The sequence below is a fragment of the Evansella sp. AB-P1 genome, assembly GCF_029688925.1.
In the GTDB taxonomy this organism is placed as follows: Bacteria; Bacillota; Bacilli; order Bacillales; family Salisediminibacteriaceae; genus Evansella.
In genome coordinates this window covers 32,833-54,088 of record NZ_JARUKY010000010.1, presented here as the reverse complement: position 1 = coordinate 54,088, position 21,256 = coordinate 32,833, and the positions used below count along the sequence as shown (strand labels likewise).

Annotated in this window: 22 protein-coding genes; all 22 read left to right on the top strand. The window is 35.5% G+C overall.

The genetic code is table 11. From position 1 onward, the window contains the following. Positions 1-18: 18 nt before the first annotated feature. The 22 genes from topA (at position 19) to fliY (ending at position 21,228) form a co-directional block, all read left to right on the top strand. Positions 19-2,091, top strand: coding sequence for a type I DNA topoisomerase (gene topA / locus QA612_RS11945; protein ID WP_278284047.1), 2,073 nt, complete (start codon positions 19-21; stop codon positions 2,089-2,091). Positions 2,092-2,157: 66 nt separating this feature from the next. Further along, positions 2,158-3,462 (top strand): FADH(2)-oxidizing methylenetetrahydrofolate--tRNA-(uracil(54)-C(5))-methyltransferase TrmFO, encoded by a 1,305-nt coding sequence (gene trmFO, locus QA612_RS11940; RefSeq protein ID WP_278284046.1) that lies wholly within the window; start codon positions 2,158-2,160, stop codon positions 3,460-3,462. A 621-nt stretch (positions 3,463-4,083) separates the two neighbouring features. After that, positions 4,084-4,623, top strand: coding sequence for an ATP-dependent protease subunit HslV (hslV, locus tag QA612_RS11935; RefSeq protein WP_278284045.1), 540 nt, complete (start codon positions 4,084-4,086; stop codon positions 4,621-4,623). A 38-nt stretch (positions 4,624-4,661) separates the two neighbouring features. After that, complete coding sequence (hslU, locus tag QA612_RS11930; protein ID WP_278284044.1) at positions 4,662-6,065, top strand: ATP-dependent protease ATPase subunit HslU; 1,404 nt, start codon at positions 4,662-4,664, stop codon at positions 6,063-6,065. Between the two features lie 16 nt (positions 6,066-6,081). Beyond that, on the top strand, positions 6,082-6,858 hold the full coding sequence (codY, locus tag QA612_RS11925; protein WP_278284043.1) for a GTP-sensing pleiotropic transcriptional regulator CodY: 777 nt from the start codon (positions 6,082-6,084) through the stop codon (positions 6,856-6,858). Positions 6,859-7,432: 574 nt separating this feature from the next. Then, positions 7,433-7,840, top strand: coding sequence for a flagellar basal body rod protein FlgB (gene flgB, locus QA612_RS11920; protein WP_278284042.1), 408 nt, complete (start codon positions 7,433-7,435; stop codon positions 7,838-7,840). A gap of 5 nt (positions 7,841-7,845) precedes the next feature. Continuing rightward, positions 7,846-8,295 carry a flagellar basal body rod protein FlgC gene (flgC, locus tag QA612_RS11915; protein WP_278284041.1) on the top strand — a complete coding sequence of 150 codons (450 nt, stop codon included), beginning with the start codon at positions 7,846-7,848 and terminating at the stop codon, positions 8,293-8,295. A 65-nt stretch (positions 8,296-8,360) separates the two neighbouring features. Next, complete coding sequence (gene fliE / locus QA612_RS11910; RefSeq protein WP_481804439.1) at positions 8,361-8,630, top strand: flagellar hook-basal body complex protein FliE; 270 nt, start codon at positions 8,361-8,363, stop codon at positions 8,628-8,630. 368 nt (positions 8,631-8,998) lie between these two features. Further along, complete coding sequence (gene fliF, locus QA612_RS11905) at positions 8,999-10,594, top strand: flagellar basal-body MS-ring/collar protein FliF (RefSeq protein ID WP_278284039.1); 1,596 nt, start codon at positions 8,999-9,001, stop codon at positions 10,592-10,594. A gap of 12 nt (positions 10,595-10,606) precedes the next feature. After that, entirely contained in the window at positions 10,607-11,617 is a 1,011-nt protein-coding gene (gene fliG / locus QA612_RS11900; RefSeq protein WP_278284038.1) for a flagellar motor switch protein FliG, read from the top strand. After that, positions 11,610-12,419, top strand: coding sequence for a flagellar assembly protein FliH (gene fliH, locus QA612_RS11895; RefSeq protein ID WP_278284037.1), 810 nt, complete (start codon positions 11,610-11,612; stop codon positions 12,417-12,419). The genes fliG and fliH overlap by 8 nt, the downstream gene beginning before the upstream one ends. Continuing rightward, entirely contained in the window at positions 12,412-13,728 is a 1,317-nt protein-coding gene (gene fliI / locus QA612_RS11890; protein WP_278284036.1) for a flagellar protein export ATPase FliI, read from the top strand. The genes fliH and fliI overlap by 8 nt, the downstream gene beginning before the upstream one ends. Positions 13,729-13,731: 3 nt before the next feature. Beyond that, positions 13,732-14,175, top strand: coding sequence for a flagellar export protein FliJ (gene fliJ / locus QA612_RS11885; protein WP_278284035.1), 444 nt, complete (start codon positions 13,732-13,734; stop codon positions 14,173-14,175). Positions 14,176-14,184: 9 nt separating this feature from the next. Then, positions 14,185-14,745 (top strand): MotE family protein, encoded by a 561-nt coding sequence (locus QA612_RS11880; RefSeq protein ID WP_278284034.1) that lies wholly within the window; start codon positions 14,185-14,187, stop codon positions 14,743-14,745. A 39-nt stretch (positions 14,746-14,784) separates the two neighbouring features. Continuing rightward, on the top strand, positions 14,785-15,999 hold the full coding sequence (locus QA612_RS11875; protein ID WP_278284164.1) for a flagellar hook-length control protein FliK: 1,215 nt from the start codon (positions 14,785-14,787) through the stop codon (positions 15,997-15,999). A 14-nt stretch (positions 16,000-16,013) separates the two neighbouring features. After that, a complete protein-coding gene (gene flgD / locus QA612_RS11870) occupies positions 16,014-16,478 on the top strand; it encodes a flagellar hook assembly protein FlgD (RefSeq protein ID WP_278284033.1) in 465 nt (154 codons plus the stop codon). A 21-nt stretch (positions 16,479-16,499) separates the two neighbouring features. Then, positions 16,500-16,889, top strand: coding sequence for a TIGR02530 family flagellar biosynthesis protein (locus tag QA612_RS11865; protein ID WP_278284032.1), 390 nt, complete (start codon positions 16,500-16,502; stop codon positions 16,887-16,889). Positions 16,890-16,973: 84 nt separating this feature from the next. After that, complete coding sequence (locus QA612_RS11860; protein ID WP_278284031.1) at positions 16,974-18,188, top strand: flagellar hook protein FlgE; 1,215 nt, start codon at positions 16,974-16,976, stop codon at positions 18,186-18,188. Positions 18,189-18,302: 114 nt separating this feature from the next. Further along, positions 18,303-18,527 (top strand): flagellar FlbD family protein, encoded by a 225-nt coding sequence (locus QA612_RS11855; RefSeq protein WP_278284030.1) that lies wholly within the window; start codon positions 18,303-18,305, stop codon positions 18,525-18,527. A gap of 4 nt (positions 18,528-18,531) precedes the next feature. After that, positions 18,532-18,963: a flagellar basal body-associated protein FliL gene (fliL, locus tag QA612_RS11850; protein WP_278284029.1), complete on the top strand. Its 432-nt coding sequence runs from the start codon at positions 18,532-18,534 to the stop codon at positions 18,961-18,963. Between the two features lie 35 nt (positions 18,964-18,998). Beyond that, the gene (fliM, locus tag QA612_RS11845) at positions 18,999-19,997 is read left to right on the top strand and encodes a flagellar motor switch protein FliM (RefSeq protein WP_278284028.1); all 999 of its coding nucleotides are present in this window, start codon (positions 18,999-19,001) and stop codon (positions 19,995-19,997) included. Continuing rightward, positions 19,987-21,228: a flagellar motor switch phosphatase FliY gene (gene fliY, locus QA612_RS11840; RefSeq protein ID WP_278284027.1), complete on the top strand. Its 1,242-nt coding sequence runs from the start codon at positions 19,987-19,989 to the stop codon at positions 21,226-21,228. The genes fliM and fliY overlap by 11 nt, the downstream gene beginning before the upstream one ends. Positions 21,229-21,256 lie beyond the last annotated feature (28 nt).

Here is a 21,256-nt window from a genome sequence, read left to right as displayed (position 1 = left end):
AAGGAGAGGAGCTTGGGTATGTCCGATTACTTAGTGATCGTGGAATCACCCGCTAAAGCGAAGACGATAGGAAAGTATTTAGGGAAAAAATATGCTGTGAAAGCATCCATGGGACATGTTATTGATTTACCGAAAAGTCAGATGGGTGTAAATGTTGATGATAGTTATACTCCTAAATATATTACAATTCGTGGGAAAGGTCCTATTTTGAAGGATTTAAAAGCAGCTGCAAAGAAAGCAAAAAAAATCTATCTTGCAGCTGACCCGGATCGTGAAGGCGAAGCTATTGCATGGCATTTAGCACATAGTTTAAATATTGATCAAACATCTGAGTGTAGAGTTGTTTTTAATGAGATTACGAAACAAGCAATTAAAGACTCATTTAAAAAACCTCGAACAATCGATATGAACTTGGTTGATGCACAGCAAGCACGTCGTGTCCTTGATCGTCTCGTAGGGTATAATATAAGTCCACTATTATGGAAGAAAGTAAAAAAAGGTTTAAGTGCAGGAAGAGTTCAATCTGTTGCTGTAAAAATGATCATTGATCGTGAAAAAGAGATTAAAGCATTTCAACCAGAAGAGTATTGGTCTATTGAAGCGAAATTTAAAAAAGATGGGGAAAACTTTGAAGCAAAATTTACCTCTATTGATGGGAAGAAGAGAGAGCTTACATCTGAAGAGGATGTTAAGGAAGTTTTAAAAGTATTATCAGGAGACGTATTTCACATTGACCAGGTAAAAAAACGTGAGAGACGCAGAAACCCTGTCGTTTCATTTACAACTTCGTCATTACAGCAAGAGGCTGCCAGAAAATTAAATTTTCGTGCAAAGAAAACAATGATGTTAGCACAACAGTTATATGAAGGGATTGACTTAGGTAAACAGGGTACAGTAGGTCTCATAACATACATGAGAACCGATTCCACCCGTTTGTCTGATACAGCGAAAAACGAAGCAAAAGAATATATTGAAAAGAATTATGGAAAAGAATATATAAATGAACAGACAATCAAAACAAAGCAAAGTACAAATTCTCAAGATGCACATGAAGCAATTCGTCCAACATCTGTTATATTAGATCCTAAATCAGTAAAATCATATTTGAGCCGGGATCAACATCGTTTATATAAGCTAATATGGGAACGAATGGTTGCTAGTCAAATGGCACCAGCTATTTTAGATACAATGTCTGTTGACCTTGTAAATAATGGAGTAACATTTAGAGCAACTGGATCGAAGCTTAAATTTCCTGGGTTTATGAAAGTTTATATTGAAGGGAATGACGATGGAAAGAAAGAGGAAGATCGTCTACTACCAGAAATGACTGAGGGAGATAAGGCAAAAGCAGACGAAATTGATCCGAATCAACACTTTACACAACCACCCCCTCGTTATTCTGAAGCTAGGTTAGTAAAAACCATGGAGGAACTAGGAATAGGTCGACCTTCAACATATGCACCTACGTTAGATACCATTCAGCGTAGAGGTTATGTAGCATTGGAAGATAAACGTTTTGTTCCTACGGAGCTTGGTGAAATTGTATTAGAGTTAATCGAAGAATTTTTTCCTGAAATATTAAACGTTGATTTTACGGCAAAAATGGAAACGGATTTAGATTCTATTGAAGATGGAAATGAACAATGGGTAAAGGTTATTGGTGAATTTTATCAAGAGTTTGAGAAACGTTTGAAAAAAGCAGAAGAGGAAATGAAGGAAGTAGAAATCAAGGATGAGCCTGCTGGCGAAGATTGCGAAAAATGCGGCAATGAAATGGTATATAAAATGGGCCGTTTTGGGAAGTTTATGGCTTGTTCTAACTTTCCAGAATGTCGAAATACAAAAGCAATAGTAAAAGATGTAGGTGTTAAGTGCCCAGAATGTAAGGAAGGAAATGTTGTTGAAAGAAAAAGCAAAAAGCGTAGAATTTTTTACGGGTGCGATCGCTATCCAGATTGTGAATTTATTTCTTGGGACAAACCGATTGCAAGAACGTGTCCAAAATGTGAAAATATGCTTGTCGAAAAGAAAACAAAAAAAGGAATACATGTCCAGTGTTCTAAATGTGATTATAAAGAGGAACAAAATTAGGGAAGTATACCTTATTCGTTCATTTTGACAAATGAAAAGTGGTAGAGTTTGAGGAGGAAGTTTGTTTTGTTACAACATGTAAACGTCATTGGAGCTGGATTAGCAGGAAGTGAGGCTGCTTGGCAATTAGCCAAACGAGGTATTCCTGTAAAATTATTTGAAATGAGACCGAAAAAACAAACGCCAGCACATCACACAGATAAATTTGCAGAGCTTGTCTGCAGTAATTCATTAAGAGCTAACACATTGACGAATGCTGTTGGTGTCTTAAAGGAAGAAATGCGTATTCTAGACTCTGTCATTATTAGTTCTGCAGATGATTGTGCAGTTCCTGCAGGAGGAGCTTTAGCTGTAGACCGTCATGAGTTTGCAGCTCTAGTTACCGAAAGGGTAAAACATCATGAACTAGTTGAAGTTATTGAGGATGAGGTTACAGATGTCCCAGAAGGGCCTACGATTATCTGTACAGGTCCCTTAACTTCTGAGAGCTTGTCTAGTAAACTAAAAAGCCTAACGACAGAAGAGCATTTATATTTTTATAATGCTGCAGCTCCCATCATTGAAGCAGATTCCATTGATCGATCAAAGGTTTATTTAAAATCGCGATATGACAAAGGGGAAGCAGCTTACTTAAATTGTCCCATGTCGGAAGAAGAGTTTAATCGATTTTATGATGCTCTAATAGAAGCAGAAACAGTACCTGTGAAAGAGTTTGAGAAAGAAATGTTTTTTGAAGGGTGTATGCCGGTAGAAGTGATGGCAAAGCGCGGTCGTAAAACATTACTTTTTGGACCAATGAAGCCTGTCGGTTTAGAGGATCCAAAAACAGGGAAACGCCCTTATGCTGTTGTTCAATTGCGTCAAGATAATAGTAGTGGTACTTTGTATAATATTGTCGGATTCCAAACACATATGAAATGGGGTCCACAAAAAGAAGTTCTTCAGCTTATTCCAGGCTTAGAGAATGCAGAGATTGTCCGCTATGGTGTTATGCATAGAAATACATTTATTAATTCACCCAAACTTTTGTCAGCTACATATCAATATAAAGATAGACCAAACTTATTTTTTGCAGGCCAGATGACAGGTGTGGAAGGGTATGTAGAGTCTGCTGCAGCAGGATTAATTGCTGGAATAAATGCAGCAAGATTAGTACAAGGGAAGGAAACAATAGTTTTTCCTGAAGAAACTATATTAGGGTCTATGTCAAAGTATATAACCACGGCTAATCCTAATAATTTTCAACCTATGAATGCAAATTTTGGTTTATTGCCTCCGTTTGAAAAAAGAATCAAGAATAAACAAGAAAGAAATGAAAAGTATGCTAATCAAGCATTAGAAACAATTCAGAATTTTGTGAAAAAATTGTAAACTTTATTGAAAGAGCTACTAAATTGTGATACGATTTAGTAGCTCTTAAAAATGAAGGAAGGTAAGTATGAATCTTTAACATAATGGATAAAACAGTTTTATAAACGACAAAAGCGTTAAGTTTATTTTCTTGTTATTTTTTCGCGTAGAATCATGTGTATGGTTGAACATGCTTTATATGTATGACTTACATACTTAAATTCATAAAATCATATGAATGGCTACCCTGAAAATAAGTGTTGGTTCAGTAGTGTAATGCTGCGAATCCTGCGACGAGCATATGCTTTACGAATAAACTTCGAGTTGTCTCGACGCATATAACAACAGAGAAACACTTGCAGAGGCAGAGGAAAGGACCAAGTACTTTAGCAGTAAACAAAATGTATAGTGTGGAGGCTGAAGCGTTGCCCGCGGTAAAGAAGACACTATGATTTCATACGAAGTGAAGCAGAATAGATGTCGCGCTTATGCCCATGATAAAAGCTACCGCACTTTTTGAAGGTATTTTCATACCCTAGAGTGCAAATTTTCACTTCCATGGGAGTCTCTGTTAGCGGACAATGAAAGGTCCTATCCATTTTTCATTGAAATGAAAAGTAGTGTTAAACGAGGAGGAATTAGATGGGGCAAATTAAAGGTACAACAATTTTTGCGATTAAGCATAATGGGAAATGTGCTATGGCTGGTGATGGGCAAGTTACGTTTGGAAATGCTGTAGTTATGAAACATACAGCAAAAAAAGTTAGAAAACTTTTTCGTGGCAAGGTTGTAGCAGGATTTGCTGGTTCTGTAGCCGATGCTTTTACTCTAGCTGAGAAATTTGAACAGAAGCTAGAAGAGTTTTCTGGGAACCTTCAACGGGCAGCTGTTGAATTAGCGAAAGAGTGGCGAAGTGATCGGGTCTTAAGGAAGCTAGAAGCTATGTTAATTGTGATGGATAATTCTAATTTATATTTAATTGCTGGAACTGGAGAGGTCATAGAGCCAGATGATGGTATATTAGCAATAGGCTCTGGTGGTCACTATGCATTAGCAGCTGGACGATCATTAAAAGAACATGCTAAACATTTATCAGCAAAGGAAATTGCTTATGCATCTTTAAAAACAGCAGCTGATATATGTGTGTATACAAACGAAGAAATTATCGTTGAGGAATTATAAAAGGAATGAACCTTACCTGACATGAGGGAGGAATAATTATGAGTGAATCATTAACACCTCGAAAAATTGTAGAAAAGCTTGATCAATATATAGTAGGGCAGGATCAGGCAAAGAAATCTGTTGCAGTAGCACTACGAAATCGATACCGTCGAAATAAATTGGATGAAGCACTACGGGAAGAAATAACACCTAAAAACATTTTAATGATTGGTCCGACAGGCGTAGGGAAAACAGAAATTGCAAGACGGTTAGCTAAACTTGTTGGAGCGCCATTTGTAAAAGTAGAGGCAACGAAATTTACTGAAGTTGGGTATGTTGGTAGAGATGTAGAATCCATGGTTCGTGACCTTGTTGAAACATCGATTCGATTAGTAAAAGAAGAAAGAATGACAAGGGTACAATCACAAGCAGAGAAAAATGCTAATCAACGGATTGTTGATTTACTTGTTCCGTCTAAAAAGAAGGAATCAAATATTCGTAATCCATTTGAAATGCTTTTTCAAGGTAATAATAACGAACAAGAAGATGATGAAGAGACGAAGGAAGAAGAAGACACGTTAAGTAATTTAAGAAATAAAATGGCAGCAAAACTTGCTAATGGTGAGTTAGAAGAACGCTATGTTACTGTTGAAGTGAATGAACAACAAGCCTCAAACTTTCTCGATATGTTTCAAGGCTCTGGAATGGAACAAATGGGGATGAACATGCAGGAAATGTTCAGTGGAATGGTACCAAAAAAGAAAAAGCGTCGTAAATTAACCGTGAGAGAAGCACGAAAGCTGTTAACGGTGGACGAAGCTCAAAAGCTAATCGATATGGATGAGGTTACCCAAGACGCAGTTTCAAAGGCGGAACAGTTGGGAATAATTTTCATAGATGAAATTGATAAAGTTGCTGGCAAAAATGAAAAGCAATCAGCTGATGTATCAAGAGAAGGCGTACAACGAGATATTCTTCCTATTGTGGAAGGGTCCACAGTCATGACAAAATATGGACCAATTAAAACAGACCATATTTTATTTGTTGCAGCTGGGGCGTTCCATTTTTCAAAACCTTCAGATTTAATTCCAGAGTTACAAGGGAGGTTTCCTATTAGAGTAGAATTATCAAGCTTGTCAGTGGATGATTTTGTTAAAATTTTAGTTGATCCAGATAATGCTCTCGTAAAACAATATCAAGCTCTTTTGGGAACAGAAGGAATAAAATTAAAATTTTCTGACGATGCTATTTATAAAATTGCATTAATTGCAACGGAAGTAAATGAGGAAACAGAAAATATAGGTGCTAGAAGACTTCACACAATATTAGAAAAACTGTTAGAAGATCTTTCTTTTGAAGCTTCTGAAGTATCCTTGGAAGAAGTAGTCATAACAAAGGAATATGTAGAGGAAAAGCTACAGGAAGTAGTAAAAAATCGAGACTTAAGTCAATATATCTTATAACGATGGAGGAGAAATAATGGATTTATTATCAAAAACTAGAAAAATTAATGATTTACTACAAAAAAGTGCAGGGCAATCAGTGAATTTTAAAGACATGGCTGTAACATTACGGGATGTCATTGAAGCAAATGTATTTATCGTAAGTAGAAGAGGGAAACTACTAGGTTATTCCATTAAACAAGAAATTGAAAATCCTCGTATAAAGCAAATGCTAGAAGTGAGACAATTTCCTGAAGAGTATACGCAAGGGCTCTTTAAAATTGAAGAAACGTCATCAAATTTAGATATTAACAGTGAATTCACTGCATTTCCTGTTGAAAATAAAGATTTATTTGCTAAAGGATTAACTACAGTAGTACCCATTAGTGGCGGTGGCCAACGTTTAGGGACACTTATTCTCGCTCGACTAGAGCATTCCTTTGACGATGACGACTTGATTCTTGCTGAATATGGTTCAACAGTTGTAGGAATGGAAATTCTTCATGAAAAGACAGAAGAAATTGAACAGGAAGCCCGTAGCAAAGCAGTGGTACAAATGGCTATTAGTTCACTGTCATATAGTGAGTTAGAAGCAGTAGAACACATTTTTGAAGAATTAGATGGAAATGAAGGGCTACTTGTAGCAAGTAAAATCGCTGATCGAGTAGGAATCACTCGTTCTGTTATCGTAAATGCACTAAGAAAGCTAGAGAGCGCCGGTGTTATTGAATCACGTTCACTTGGAATGAAAGGAACATATATAAAAGTATTAAATAATAAATTCCTTCATGAACTAGATAAGCTAAAAAATTAGTATGTATATACAGAAAACACCTTCAACACATTGCATGTTGAAGGTGTTTTTTTTTGTGTTTTACCAGCATCACTTTCTGGTAATTTTTGTATTTTATTTTCTGTGAACTCCTAAATAACCTCACAAATTTTAAAAAAACCTTTAACCAAGGTGATTTATTTTACCTCCATGAAGATCTTATAAATATATTTTATACACACAGTAGGATTCTTTAAAACGAATTCCTCCAAAACCGACATAAAACACTATAATTCGATTATAATTGTAGTTGTTAATTCTATTAGTATCTATTTTCCCTTTTATTGAAACACTTGGAAATTAACAAAAAGGTTAAGACTATATTCTTATAAATAAACTAGGCCTTTTTTATCAACATGAAACCAATTTTTAAGACTGTTAGACAATTGGTATGTAATTATATAAAATAACGCTAGTAGGGAAGAAAAAAGGCGTATTTTGTTGAAATAGTGTATTTTGGCCTATAGAGCAGTTTTATTCTACGGTGAAACATGTAAATGAAAAATGAAAATTAATGGGTTACTACATATTATTTGTAAAGGATTAGGAGGTAAAAATGAATTTAATTAATAATTCAACTCACTTGTTGCTGCAATCGGCTATAAATTCATCAATGGTCCGTCAAAATACCATTGCACAAAATATAGCTAATGTTGATACACCAAACTTTAAGGCAAAAAAAACAGTTTTTACACATGAATTAAATAATGCTATGGAAAATCAACGACTAGCTGCTTATCGTACAAATGAACAGCATCTAGAGTTTGGTGGAAGAAGGGGCTTAGATGATTTTCATCGAGTTGTAGATAGGAAAAATACACAATATAACCACAATGGAAATAACGTTGATATTGATTTAGAGATGGCGGAGCTAGCGCAAAATCAAATTTACTATAATACTCTAATTGAACGACTAAACGGGCGCTATAACAGTGTTAGAACTGTATTAGGTCAAGGGAGGTAAATGGTATGTCAATTTTTAATGGTATGAATATATCAGCTTCTGCATTAACTGCACAACGATTAAGGATGGATGTCATTTCTTCAAATATGGCTAATGCAGACACGACAAGAGCAGAACTTGTGAACGGTGAATGGCAACCATATCGTCGAAAGATGGTGGTCATGGAGCCAAATTCAAATTCTTTCTCTAAATACCTGAATCAGGCGATGGATAATAATAAAACGGGATCTGGTGTGAAAATAAGTAGGATTATAGAAGATCAAACACCCTTTCAGCTTGTTTTTCAGCCGGATCATCCAGATGCAAATGATGAAGGGTATGTACAGCTACCAAATGTTGATCCACTAAAAGAAATGATAGATTTAATGAGTGCAACTAGGTCATATGAGGCAAATGTAACTTCTTTAGATGCCCATAAAAATTTATTATTAAAAGCATTAGAAATAGGTAGATAGATTTAGATAATAGATCAGGAGGAAAATATATGGATTTATCGGGATTACAAAATCTTCATTCTATTATGAAGCCTGCTCAAACATCGTTTAATAAAACGAAACCTTATGAAGCGCATGCATCTTTTCAACAAAGTTTAAATGATGCTATTAAAAATGTGAATGATGCTCAGATTAAATCACAAGTAATGACGGAACGGTTCGTTCGAGGAGAAAACGTTGATTTACATGATGTGATGATAACTGCACAGAATGCCAGTATTACATTACAAACTACAGTTGAAGTTCGTAACAAAGCCATAGAAGCTTACCAAGAGATTATGAGAATGCAAGTATAAAATGTCAGTCATTTATTTTTTGTAATGGAATGAATTTCATAAATGAAATATTGTTTAAAAAGACGAACATTATTTTCGATTGCAGAGAAAGACGTCGACTCTAGCGACGAGCATATGCTTTAGCCGTAATTGATACGTCTGAAGCGGAGATCGAATTAAATATAAACTTTTTTATAAATGTTCGTGATTTAGAATGAAATAAAGAATTATGAAATTGACTCAATGAAGTAGAAAAATGTGATATTAGTTGAATTTATTAAAACAGTAATCATTTATTACATCTTTTATATCGGTCATGAAAATGAGAAGTTTATATGTACTTTCATTTTTTATCAAAAAGATTAGTTGAAGCACATTCGGGAGGAAACATGAACGAAACATTGGTTGAATACAAAAATAAAACAATCGAATACTGGAAAGGGAAGACCAAGAAACAACAACAGCTTTACATAGCCACCATAATAATTGTACTATTCGTTCTATTCGTTTCCTTATGGTTCGGAACCCGAATTAATTATGTACCACTTTACTCCAATTTAACCGTTCAAGAAACAGGGGAAATAAAAGCGACTTTAGATGCAAGAGGAATCAATTCAGAGATTAGTAATGGTGGAACAACTATTTTAGTTCCTGAATCAATGGTAGATGAATTGACTGTAAGTTTAGCTGCCGAAGGAATACCTCAAACAGGTAGAATAGATTATTCTACTTTCAGAGATAATATGGGGTTTGGTACGACTGACAGTGAATTTAATCTATTAGAAAGAGCAGCTATACAAACGTCAGTTGAAGATTTAATTCGTAATATTGAAGGTGTAAGACATGCTCAAGTGATGATTACGATGGCGGAAGATAGTTTATGGTTGGCAGATGATAGAGATAATGCTACTGCTGCTGTTTCTTTGAACCTACAACCGGGATATCGACTAGACCAAGGGCAGATTCGTGCTCTGTATCATTTAATATCTAGAAGTGTACCTAGCTTACCGTTAGAGAATATTGTTATTATGGATCAAAATTTTCAATATTTAGAACTTAATGACGATCCAGCAGCTATTGATTCTTCCCTCACTGCTTTTGAACAGCAACGGAGAATACAGCGTGATATCGAAAGAGATTTACAAAGACAGGTTCAGCAAATGTTAGGTACATTAGTTGGACAAGATAAAGTTCTGGTAACAGTGTCAACAGACATAGATTTCACACAAGAAAATCGACAGGAGCAACTTGTAACCCCTGTAAACACAGAAAACGATTCTGGGATTGCTGTTAGTATTGAAAGGATAACGGAAACATTTACTGGAGACGAAGTCCCTGAAGGAGGTATTCCAGGGACTGGTGAAACAGATATTCCAGGTTATCCTGGAGTAGCTGGTGGAAATTCAGGGGATTATGAACGAATGGAAGAAAGAATCAATAATGAAGTTAATCGAATACAAAGAGAGATCGTTGAGAGTCCTTACAAGATAAGAGACATAGGTATTCAAGTAATGGTTGAACCACCTGATCCTAATGATCCAGCAACATTACCACTGGATCGTTTAGATGATATTCAACAAGTTTTAGGTCAGATCGTCCGTACATCCATTGACTATGAATATACAGCAGACTGGGGACAGGATGAATTAAATCAAAGAATTTTTGTTACTAGCCAAGAGTTCTTTGGAAGGACAGAGTATACTGAACAACCTGTGGTTACTATGCCATATTGGTATTACATTGTTGGAGGAGTTCTGTTAGCACTAGTTTTACTATTACTATTTTTATTACTTCGTAAAAGGAAACAGACAGAGGAATCGATAACATCTTTAGAAGAATCTCAAAGTGAAATTAATTATGATATACCAAATTTGGCAGATATTGATTCAGAAGAGAACAATCGACGAAAAAAATTAGAAAAGTTAGCAAAAGAGAGACCAGAAGAATTTTCAAAGCTAGTACGAACTTGGCTATCTGAGGATTAGGGGGAAAAGAAAGTGGCAAAGAAAAAAGAATTAAATGGAAGGGAAAAAGCCGCCATTTTACTCATCTCTTTAGGGCCAGATGTTTCTGCACATGTATACAAACATTTAACAGAAGAAGAAATTGAGAAGCTGACCCTCGAAATAGCTGGTGTAAGGAAAGTAGATTCTAATACGAAAGAAGATATTATTGATCAATTCCACCAATTGGCTATGGCGCAGGATTACATTACCCAAGGGGGGATTGGGTATGCGAAGGACGTATTAGAGAAAGCTTTAGGAGAAGAAGAAGCGATGCAAATAATAAATCGTTTAACGTCTACTCTTCAAGTGAGGCCATTTGATTTTGCAAGAAAAGCCGACCCTTCTCAAATATTAAATTTTATTCAAAATGAGCACCCGCAAACAATAGCTTTAATTCTTTCTTATTTAGAAAGTCAGCAAGCTGGCCAGATTTTATCTTCTTTACCTCAAGAAGTTCAGGCTGATGTAGCTAAACGAATTGCCATTATGGATAGTACCTCACCGGAGATAGTTAGTGAAGTGGAAAGTATTTTAGAAAGAAAGCTTTCAGCTACTGTCACTCAAGATTATACCCAAGCTGGTGGTATTGAATCTGTTGTTGAGGTATTAAATAGTGTGGATCGAAGTACAGAAAGGACAATTTTAGATGCATTAGAAATACAAGATCCAGAACTAGCGGAAGAGATTAAAAAGAGAATGTTTGTATTTGAAGATATTGTTACATTGGACAATCGTTCCATTCAAAGAGTGATACGTGATGTAGAAAATGAAGATCTCCAACTAGCATTAAAAGTATCTAGTGATGATGTAAAAGAAATTGTATTTAATAATATGTCACAAAGAATGGCAGAAACATTTCAAGAAGAAATGGAGTTTATGGGGCCAGTTAGACTTCGAGATGTAGAAGAGGCTCAAACTAGAATTGTAGCAGTCATCCGCAGGTTAGAAGAATCGGGAGAAATTGTGATTGCCCGTGGTGGAGGAGACGATATCATTGTCTAAATTGATTAAGTCTATCTATACACAACAACAAAATGAAAAAGTAAAGGAAATTAAGGTTAAATCTATTTCTTCTTCCATTCGATCTAAACAATTAGATGAAGATAGTAATAGTCCGAGGGATGATTTATCAGCGGTTCGTGTTCAATATAAAGAACCGGATCTACTTATAGAAGAAGCGAAAGAAGAATCTAGACAATTACTCGAAAGTGCTAACTCTCAAATAGAAGCATGGAAGAAAGAAATGGAACAGTATGAAGTTAGTATTCAACAAGATGCAGAGAAGCGTTTTGTTGAAGCTGAATCAAAAGGCTGGGAGCAAGGATACGAAGCTGGCTTTGAAGAAGGTAAAAAAAAATATGAACAAGAAATTGAATTAGCACAGCAAATTGTTGCAAATTCAAAAAAAGACTATATCAAGCACATTGAGGATTCTGAACCTGTTATGCTTGCTATTGCAATTGAGGTAGCGAAAAAAATTATAGGAAATTCACTACAAGAGAAGGAACATTCATGGGGTCACCTTTTAAAGGAAGCTATCTCAGAAGTGCGAGAGTTGAAAGAAATCAACCTTTATGTTCATCCAAAAAGATATGATGTAACACTGAATCATCAAGAAGAGTTAAAGCAAATCGCAACCCACTCAAATCAATTATTTATCTATCCGAAAGGAGACCTTGCAGAGAATGACTGCATTATAGAAACGCCTTTTGGGAGAATTGAAGCGAGTGTCGATAGTCAGTTAATGGAAATTAAGCGTGCACTGCTTGAAAAGTTAATGGAAGGAGCAAATTCACATGCTTAGTGATTTAGTAAATGAAGTGAAGGGTCTCCATCCGTTAAAGCACTACGGAAAAGTAACTCAAGTAGTTGGACTAATGATTGAATCGAAGGGGCCGAAAGTTTCAGTTGGGGAGATTTGCTATATTTTAGTAGGAAAAAAGGTCTATCGTAGAATAATGGTGGAAGTTGTTGGTTTTCGTGATGAAAATGTTTTGCTCATGCCCTTTGATCTTACTCATGAAATAGCTCCAGGTAGTTTAGTAGAAGCTACGAATAGATCGTTAACTATAAAAATAGGAAGCGGACTTATTGGTAAAGTACTAGATGGACTTGGACAGCCATTTGATGGTGAGGACAGTGTGAATGGATTATCTCCTTTCTCAACAGATAACCACCCACCTAACCCTTTGAAACGACCGAGAATTCATGAACCATTAAGCCTTGGTGTTCGAGCAATTGATAGCTTATTTACCGTAGGGAAAGGACAAAGAATAGGAATTTTTGCTGGTAGTGGAGTTGGAAAAAGTACATTGATGGCTATGATTGCTAAGAACTCTGATGCAGATATTAATATTATTGCTTTGATTGGTGAGAGAGGGCGAGAGGTTCGGGACTTTGTGGAACGAGATCTTGGTCCGGAGGGAATGAAAAATACAATTTTGGTCGTAGCAACTTCAGATCAACCTGCTCTTATGAGAATAAAAGGAGCAATGACAGCAACAGCTATAGCGGAGTTTTTTAGAAACCAAGGCTTGAATGTTACGTTAATGATGGATTCTGTAACAAGAGTAGCTATGGCACAAAGGGAGATTGGTTTAGCTGTTGGGGAACCTCCTACAACGAAAGGATATACCCCTTCTGTATTTGCGTTCTTACCTAGGTTATTAGAAAGAAGTGGGACAAATGAATCAGGGTCTATTACAGCATTTTATACAGTATTAGTTGACGGTGATGACATGAATGAACCGATAGCAGACACGGTTCGTGGTATTTTAGATGGCCATCTTGTCTTAGATAGAAAGCTTGCAAACCGTGGGCAGTTTCCAGCTATTAATGTATTAACTAGCATAAGTCGGGTTATGAACGATATTGTAACGACTCCACATCAAAAAGCAGCAGATAAAGTTCGAAGTTTTTTAAGTCACTATTACGACTCAGAGGATTTGATCAATATTGGGGCGTATAAACGTGGGACAAATAGACAGTTAGATGAAGCTGTTCAACAATATCCTTCAATAATTCAATTCATAAAACAAGAAGTCCATGAAAAAATAACACTTGATGAAGCTGTAACTCAGTTAATCAACGAGTTTGGAGACGGAGGTAGGTAACTAGTGGTTTTTCAATTTTCTCTTCAAAAGGTACTTGATATGAAAGAACATGAGAAAACAGAAGCGCAAATAGCGTATCGAGATGCAATGAAAAGTTTCGAAGCTATTGCAACAAAATTATATGAAACCTTAAAGAAGAAAGAAGATTTGCTTGCATCGTATGAAGAAAGCTTACTACATGGATTACCTATCGCAAAGATTCAACAAATACAGGAAACTATCCAATTTTTACAAAAGGAAATAGATCATTTACAAATAAGAACAAAAAATGCAAGAACATTAATGAATGACAAAGAAAGACTCTTAACCCATTCATTAGTAGATGTAAAGAAATATGAGAAGTTAAAGGATCGTAATTTTCAGGATTTTATTGTAGAACAAAAAACGAATGAAAATAAATTTTTAGATGAAATATCGACACAACAGTATTTTAAAGCGATGAAATAGGGTGAATGTATGAGCACTGAACAACAACATAGTAAATGGCAATTGTTTTTTATGTTAATATTTATCCCTTGTATATTTGCCATAATTCTCGTAGTTGTCCTTACCTATTATATGGGATTTAACGTAGGGGAACGAGTCCAACAAGCAGCTTCTTTTCTACCCTTTGTTAATGAACAAGAGGAAGAAGAGGATATAGAAGTTATATTAGAAGATCAGCTATTTCTATTAGAGAATGAAAACGCTAGCTTTCAAAGAACCATAACAGAGCTTGAAGCGGAGCTACAAAGAAGGAACGACGAAATAGTACAGTTGCAGGATGAATTGCTCCTAATAAGAACGGATTTGGAAAATGAACTAGATAGGACCTCCGAGCTCCAACTTGAAATTAGGGATGTGGTACGAACGTTAGAAGGTATCTCAGGAGCTAGAGCAGCAGATATTGTTAGTGAAATGGATCAAGATGAAGCAATAATGCTATTAAAAGAAATGGGAATTGACAGTCGATCACAAATTTTAAGTAGATTGAATCCTTCAGAGGCTGCAGAAATAATAAGTAGGTTAGCGGAATAATAGAAATACTTTTGAAAGGAGGTGAAAAAAGTGAATGGAATGATAATGGCAGTTCAACAAGGCTTTCAACAAGGGAAACCATCCTTAAATCAATTAGATGTTCATCGTTCAGGTAATCAGAAAGGCAATATAGGTGATGGGTTTTATCAAGCACTACAGTCTACATTAGGGAAATATTCCAATCAAAATGAGGAGTCTGTTCATAACAAGATCGATAATGAAGAGTTTTCTTTATTGGAAGGAGAACATAATTCTCCATTACTTACATTAGAAACCCTTAACATGGACTTGTTAGACGATGAGGTAGTAAAAGATCTTCTACAAGTATTACCAGATGAGTATACAATCGAATTAATGCCGATGTTTGAAGAGAAATTAGAGATTCAAGAATTAATGAATGCCGCTTCCATTGATGCTCCAATTCAATTATTAGCGATTTTAATTGTAGGTATTAATTATGAGAATCAAATGGATGCACAAAAAGAGCAACCTTTACTGTTAATGAAAGATGCTCATTCAATATTACATGTGAAATCTGACGAAGAAAAAGCAATGACATGGAAGCAGCTTGCTGAAAGATTGATAAAGGATGCAGACATAAAAAACGTTAATGCAAGTACTACAAAAGAAGAAATATTAAGTAAGCTACTAAAAGTTGCAGAAGATAAAAAGGATAGTTTTTCAGCTGTTGTCTCTAGCCAAAGTAAGGATTCACAAGGGCCTTTATTAAATACTACTATGGTAAGTTTTGATCATAGCAATAGTCATATGACACGACTACAACAACTTGTTATTCACAGTGGGGATTCGCCTCATGATAAACCGTCCGATCAGCAATTATTAAAACAGATTCAAAATATTCTGAATCGAAGTCAATTTCAACAGCTAGGTAATGGTGTACAACAGTTAAATGTTAAGCTCCATCCTCAATCGTTAGGTCGATTAGATATTACGATTCAACAAATAAATGGAGTTTTAGTAGCTAAGATGATGACAACAACTGCTGTTGCTAAGGAATTGATTGAAGGCCAGCTTCAGCAATTAAGAATGGCGTTTCAATCTCAGCAAATTCAAGTAGAACGGATTGAAATTACACAGCAACAAACAAATAACAGCCTACAGAGAGAGGCTCACGACAATGATGAAAATCAAAGTCAGCATTTTTCAGATAATGATAATACACAAGAGGAAGAGAACGATGAAAATGATAGCTTTTCTTCATTTTTAGAAGAAACGATAAACTTGCAAGTATAAGGGGCTGACAAAAGATGCCGAATGCTGTATCGAACAGTCTGTATCTCTCTGAGTATCAAAAGGCACAACAAAACCAGAGGAATACAGGAGAACTAGATAAGGATGCTTTTTTAAGACTACTTGTAGCCCAATTACAAAATCAGGATCCATTAAACCCTATGGAAGATACTGAATTTATTAGTCAGATGGCACAATTTACATCCTTAGAGCAAATGACAAATATGAATAAGAGCTTAGAAAAGTTTATAGAACAGCAACAGCAAAACCATTTTGTTTCTCACAGTGAATTAATAGGGAAAAAGGTAGAATGGGAGATTGAAAGAAGAAATGAGGATGGTTCAGTTCAAAGAGCTATCAAGGACGGTATTGTTACTTCTGTTAAATTTAAAAATGGTGCAGTAGAGCTTTTAGTAGATGATGAAATTACAATTTCTACAAAAGAAGTTCAATCTGTAAGTCTTCCAAATAAAGAAGAATAATTCAGGATAGAGGTGAGATAGATGAATTACAAAATTCTCCCCCAACATATACAACAACCGTTAATGAAGCCGGTAACAAAACCTAAGCTAGCCGTAAATCAACAATCAATGTCATTTCAATCCGTCTTAGATAAGACAATAAATAATAACTCAGGTGAATTAAAGATAAGTAAGCATGCTGAAAAAAGATTGGAAGACCGTGGGATAAACATTTCTCCTGAAATGTGGGAGAGTATTCATTCAAAAATAATCGATGCGAAGAATAAAGGAGTACAGGATTCTCTCGTTGTGACGAATAATGCCGCTTTAGTTATTAGTGCTAAAAATGAAACAGTTATTACAGCTATGGATCGAAAAGAAGCGGAATCACAGTTGTTTACGAACATTGATGGGACAATTTTAATGGATTAAGTGAAATAGGCTGGACCGAAAGGAAGCCTAAAGCTGTTGAATGATAGAAGCAGCTAATAAACTTTATAAAAGGGGAAAAACATTATGCTACGTGCAATGTATTCAGGAATTTCAGGAATAAGTGGATTTCAAACAAAATTAGATGTTATCGGAAATAATATAGCAAATGTTAATACAGCGGGATTTAAAAAAGGGAGAACGACGTTTGAAGACCTAGTAAGTCAGCAAATGGCAGGAGCTAGTACCCCAACTGATAATCGTGGTGGGACAAATCCAATTCAAGTTGGTTTAGGTGGGACTACTGCAACTGTTGATACTGTTCATACACAAGGGTCCTTACAAAACACAGGTCGTGATTTAGATCTTGGAATATCAGGTGATGGTTTTTTTGTTGTTAATGATGGATTAAATTCTTTTTATACACGTGCTGGAAACTTTTACCTTGATCAGCAAGGGAATTTAGTTAATTCCAACGGTTATCTCGTACAAGGATATGGGATAGTAGATGATGAAGTAGATGAGGCTGGTGGTATAGGGCCACTAAATATAAGTTCGGGTGCTACGATTCCTCCTGTTGCAACGACGGAAGCGGATATTCGAGGAAACTTGAACTCAGGAACGGAAATTGGTGAGTCTCGTGATGTTAGGTTTTATGTTGTTGATGAAATAGGACGAGAACACCTTATTGAAATAGAATTTACTAAAAGTGCAAATAACTTGTGGGAATACTCCATAAGTTCTGATGAATTTGATATAGCTGGAGGTAGTACAGGTACATTAGACTTTGTAAGTGGTAATTTAACAGATGATTTGACGAATATTACATTACAATTGAATGATCCAAATATTGAAGATGTAGCTTTTGAAATTGACTTTTCGCAAATGACACAATATGAAAGACCTTCATCAGCCGAGCTTTATAACATAAATGGTAATCTTGATGGAACGCTAGAAAGTTATAGTGTATCACCTAAAGGAGAAATTTTTGGAGTGTTTTCTAATGGACAAGTGAATATCCTAGGACAAATTGCACTTGCAACCTTTAATAATCCTGGAGGTTTGACAAAAACAGGGCAAAATTTATACCAATTATCTAGTAACTCTGGTGTTCCTCGTATTGGCTTTCCAGGTGAGGGCGGAAGAGGGGAAATGACAGGTGCAACTTTAGAAATGTCCAACGTGGACCTTTCAGAGGAGTTTACAGAAATGATTGTTGCTCAACGTGGATTCCAAGCGAATACGAGAATTATTACTACCTCTGATGAAATTCTTCAAGAGCTAGTCAATTTAAAACGATAAAATAGTCAGTAATGTATGTTAGTCAGTGTTAAGACAATTTAACACTGACTAACAAATTAATTAGAAAAATTCTAAAAGGAGGATAGGTTACACAGATGTAGCCTATACATTACATTGATAGAATTGACAAGATTAAATGACCAATCATTTACATTGAATGCTTTGTACATTGAGCAGATACAAGCTTTTCCGGATACTACGATTACATTAACAAATGGTAAAAAGCTCGTGGTAAAAGAATCAGAAATAGAGGTTGTTCAGAAAGTAGAAGGTTTTTATAAGAAAGTAGGTTTAACCGCAGTTTTTAAGAATGAAGAGCTTGATCAAGAGGATCGGTGAATATATGTTTAAAAATAAATTGTTTAATATTATGCTAGTTATTCTATCAACGTTAACACTTATGGGAGTATTAACAATTGTCCTATATACGCAATTTTTTCAAGAAACGAAAGCGGAGAGTGAATTAACGATAGACGAAATATTAAGAGTTTCGGTAGAGACAGATGAAATTACAACTAATCTATTATCCAATCATGTTATACGATCAAAATTTGTTTTTCAATTAGACAATACTAGGGCAACAACAGAATTTGAAAAGAGAGATTTTCAAATTGAAAATATTATTATTCAAGAACTTGCTGACATGAAAGAAAGTGATTTTAGAGGCTCGAAAGGGATTCTTGAATTAGAAAAAATTATTCGAGATCGAGTGAATGAAATTATGGATGATGGTTATGTGGTTCAAGTGTATATGAATGCTAGAGTCATTCAATAGAGCTTCAAATAAGTAGTAAAGAGAGGTGAGGCTCCATGGCTGATGTGTTATCACAAGGAGAAATAGATGCCTTATTGTCTGCTCTGTCAACAGGAGAGATGGATGCGGATGAGCTAAAAAAAGAAGAGACGAAGAAAAAAATAAAAGTATATGATTTTAAGCGAGCCCTCCGGTTTTCCAAGGATCAAATTCGTAGCTTAACGAGAATTCACGAAAACTTTGCAAGGCTTTTAACGACCCAACTGTCTGCCCAGCTTAGAACGTATGTCCAGATTACAGTTGCCTCTGTTGACCAGCTTCCGTACGAGGAGTTTATACGTTCTGTACCTAAAATGACTATTCTTAATGTTTTTGAACCTTATCCACTTAACGGACGCTTCGTAATGGAAGTTAACCCTAACATTGCGTATGCAATTTTAGATCGCTTATTAGGGGGGGTAGGGGAAGCTGTTAACAAGGTTGATAATTTAACTGAGATAGAATCAAAGATTTTGACACAATTATTTCAGCGAACGTTGGAAACGTTTCGTGAAGCATGGGAATCTATTATTGAAACGGATCCTATGATGGACGAAATGGAAGTAAATCCACAGTTTTTACAGTTAGTTTCTCCAAATGAAACGGTTGTAGTCATATCACTTTCTACTACGGTTGGAGAAGCATCAGGTATGATAAATATTTGTTTACCACATGTGGTTATTGAATCTATTTTACCTAAATTATCAGCGCATTTGTGGATGCAGCAAAACAAAAAGGATCCTCAACCAGAGGAAATTGCCGCGTTAGAAAGCAATATTAAAAAGGCATCATTAGACTTAATAGTAGAACTTGGTAAGTCTCAAATTACTATAAATGAATTTTTGCAAATAAGTAATAATGATATTATTGAACTTGATCAGTTTATTGAAGACCCGTTGCTCGTACGTCTAGAAGACAGACCAAAATACTATGTGCAGCCAGGAAAAATAAAAAGTAATTTAGCTGTTCAAATTACCGATCTGATCGAGGAGGAGGGAGAAGGCAATGAATGGTGATATGTTATCTCAAGAAGAGATAAATGCACTTCTAAATGGAATGAATGATGAGGATACGATTGTTACGAATGATGACTCTGACAATCTTGTTATTGAAAACTATTTATCAGAAATTGAACAAGACGCACTAGGGGAGATCGGAAATATTTCATTCGGAAGCTCTGCAACAGCGTTATCTACTTTATTAAACCAAAAGGTAGATATTACAACACCGAAGTTATCTGTCCTTGAAAAGTCTTCTTTAGAAAATAAGTTTCCAAGACCACACGTCGTTATTTCTGTAGAATATACAGAAGGATTTGAAGGATTAAATTTGTTTGTTATGAAGACAACGGATGCAGCAATTATTGCTGACTTAATGCTAGGAAATGATGGTACTAATGCTAAGGAAGATCTTGGAGAACTAGAGATTAGTGCTGTTCAAGAAGCAATGAATCAAATGATGGGATCAGCATCAACATCTATGTCAACAATATTTAGTAAGAGAGTAGATATTTCTCCTCCTGATATAGATTTGATCAATTTTAATGAGGCATCATCTAATGATGAGATACTACCTAGTGATAATGTACTTGTTGAAATATCATTCGACTTAAAAGTTGGAAGTTTAATAGATTCTAAAATTATGCAATTAGTAACAGTTAGTTTTGCAAAGGACTTAGTCCACCAGCTCATGAACCCTTCTAATGATGAGGAAGAGGAAGAAACTACTTCATCTGTATCAGCGGAACCTGAGAATTATATAAGCAATAATGACGAGGGTAGTATTTCAAATACTGAATATTCAAATACACAACATTCGTACAGTTCGACGGAATTAGATCAAAATCATCAGACTACTTCCACCAATAAGATTGAACCTAGAGAGTCGCAGCATTATTCTACTTCACCTAAATCGACTGAAAGAGCATCGAATGTTCAACCTGCAGCCTTTTCGAATTTTGAGACACCTTCTCTATCAAATACCGAAGCTAAAAATTTGGATATGCTATTAGATATACCACTAGAAGTAACCGTTGAGCTAGGAAGAACAAAACGTTCTATTAAGGATATTCTTGAATTAAGTCAAGGTTCTATCATTGAATTAGATAAGCTAGCAGGTGAGCCTGTAGATATATTGGTAAATCAGAAGCTAATTGCAAAAGGTGAGGTTGTAGTGATCGACGAGAACTTTGGTGTTCGAGTAACTGATATTGTTAGTCAACGAGAACGAATATCTCAGTTACGATAGTTTAATATAAACCATAAAATCATAGAGA

Coding starts and splice junctions, on each gene's coding strand:
- hslU (WP_278284044.1), top strand. CDS start 4,662: ATGAGTGAATCATTAACACCTCGAAAAATTGTAGAAAAGCTTGATCAA.
- fliM (WP_278284028.1), top strand. CDS start 18,999: ATGGCTGATGTGTTATCACAAGGAGAAATAGATGCCTTATTGTCTGCT.
- fliE (WP_481804439.1), top strand. CDS start 8,361: ATGAAGCCTGCTCAAACATCGTTTAATAAAACGAAACCTTATGAAGCG.
- QA612_RS11875 (WP_278284164.1), top strand. CDS start 14,785: ATGATAATGGCAGTTCAACAAGGCTTTCAACAAGGGAAACCATCCTTA.
- flgC (WP_278284041.1), top strand. CDS start 7,846: ATGTCAATTTTTAATGGTATGAATATATCAGCTTCTGCATTAACTGCA.
- fliL (WP_278284029.1), top strand. CDS start 18,532: ATGTTTAAAAATAAATTGTTTAATATTATGCTAGTTATTCTATCAACG.
- flgD (WP_278284033.1), top strand. CDS start 16,014: ATGCCGAATGCTGTATCGAACAGTCTGTATCTCTCTGAGTATCAAAAG.
- topA (WP_278284047.1), top strand. CDS start 19: ATGTCCGATTACTTAGTGATCGTGGAATCACCCGCTAAAGCGAAGACG.
- hslV (WP_278284045.1), top strand. CDS start 4,084: ATGGGGCAAATTAAAGGTACAACAATTTTTGCGATTAAGCATAATGGG.
- QA612_RS11860 (WP_278284031.1), top strand. CDS start 16,974: ATGCTACGTGCAATGTATTCAGGAATTTCAGGAATAAGTGGATTTCAA.
- flgB (WP_278284042.1), top strand. CDS start 7,433: ATGAATTTAATTAATAATTCAACTCACTTGTTGCTGCAATCGGCTATA.
- QA612_RS11880 (WP_278284034.1), top strand. CDS start 14,185: ATGAGCACTGAACAACAACATAGTAAATGGCAATTGTTTTTTATGTTA.
- codY (WP_278284043.1), top strand. CDS start 6,082: ATGGATTTATTATCAAAAACTAGAAAAATTAATGATTTACTACAAAAA.
- fliY (WP_278284027.1), top strand. CDS start 19,987: ATGAATGGTGATATGTTATCTCAAGAAGAGATAAATGCACTTCTAAAT.
- QA612_RS11865 (WP_278284032.1), top strand. CDS start 16,500: ATGAATTACAAAATTCTCCCCCAACATATACAACAACCGTTAATGAAG.
- fliF (WP_278284039.1), top strand. CDS start 8,999: ATGAACGAAACATTGGTTGAATACAAAAATAAAACAATCGAATACTGG.
- fliI (WP_278284036.1), top strand. CDS start 12,412: ATGCTTAGTGATTTAGTAAATGAAGTGAAGGGTCTCCATCCGTTAAAG.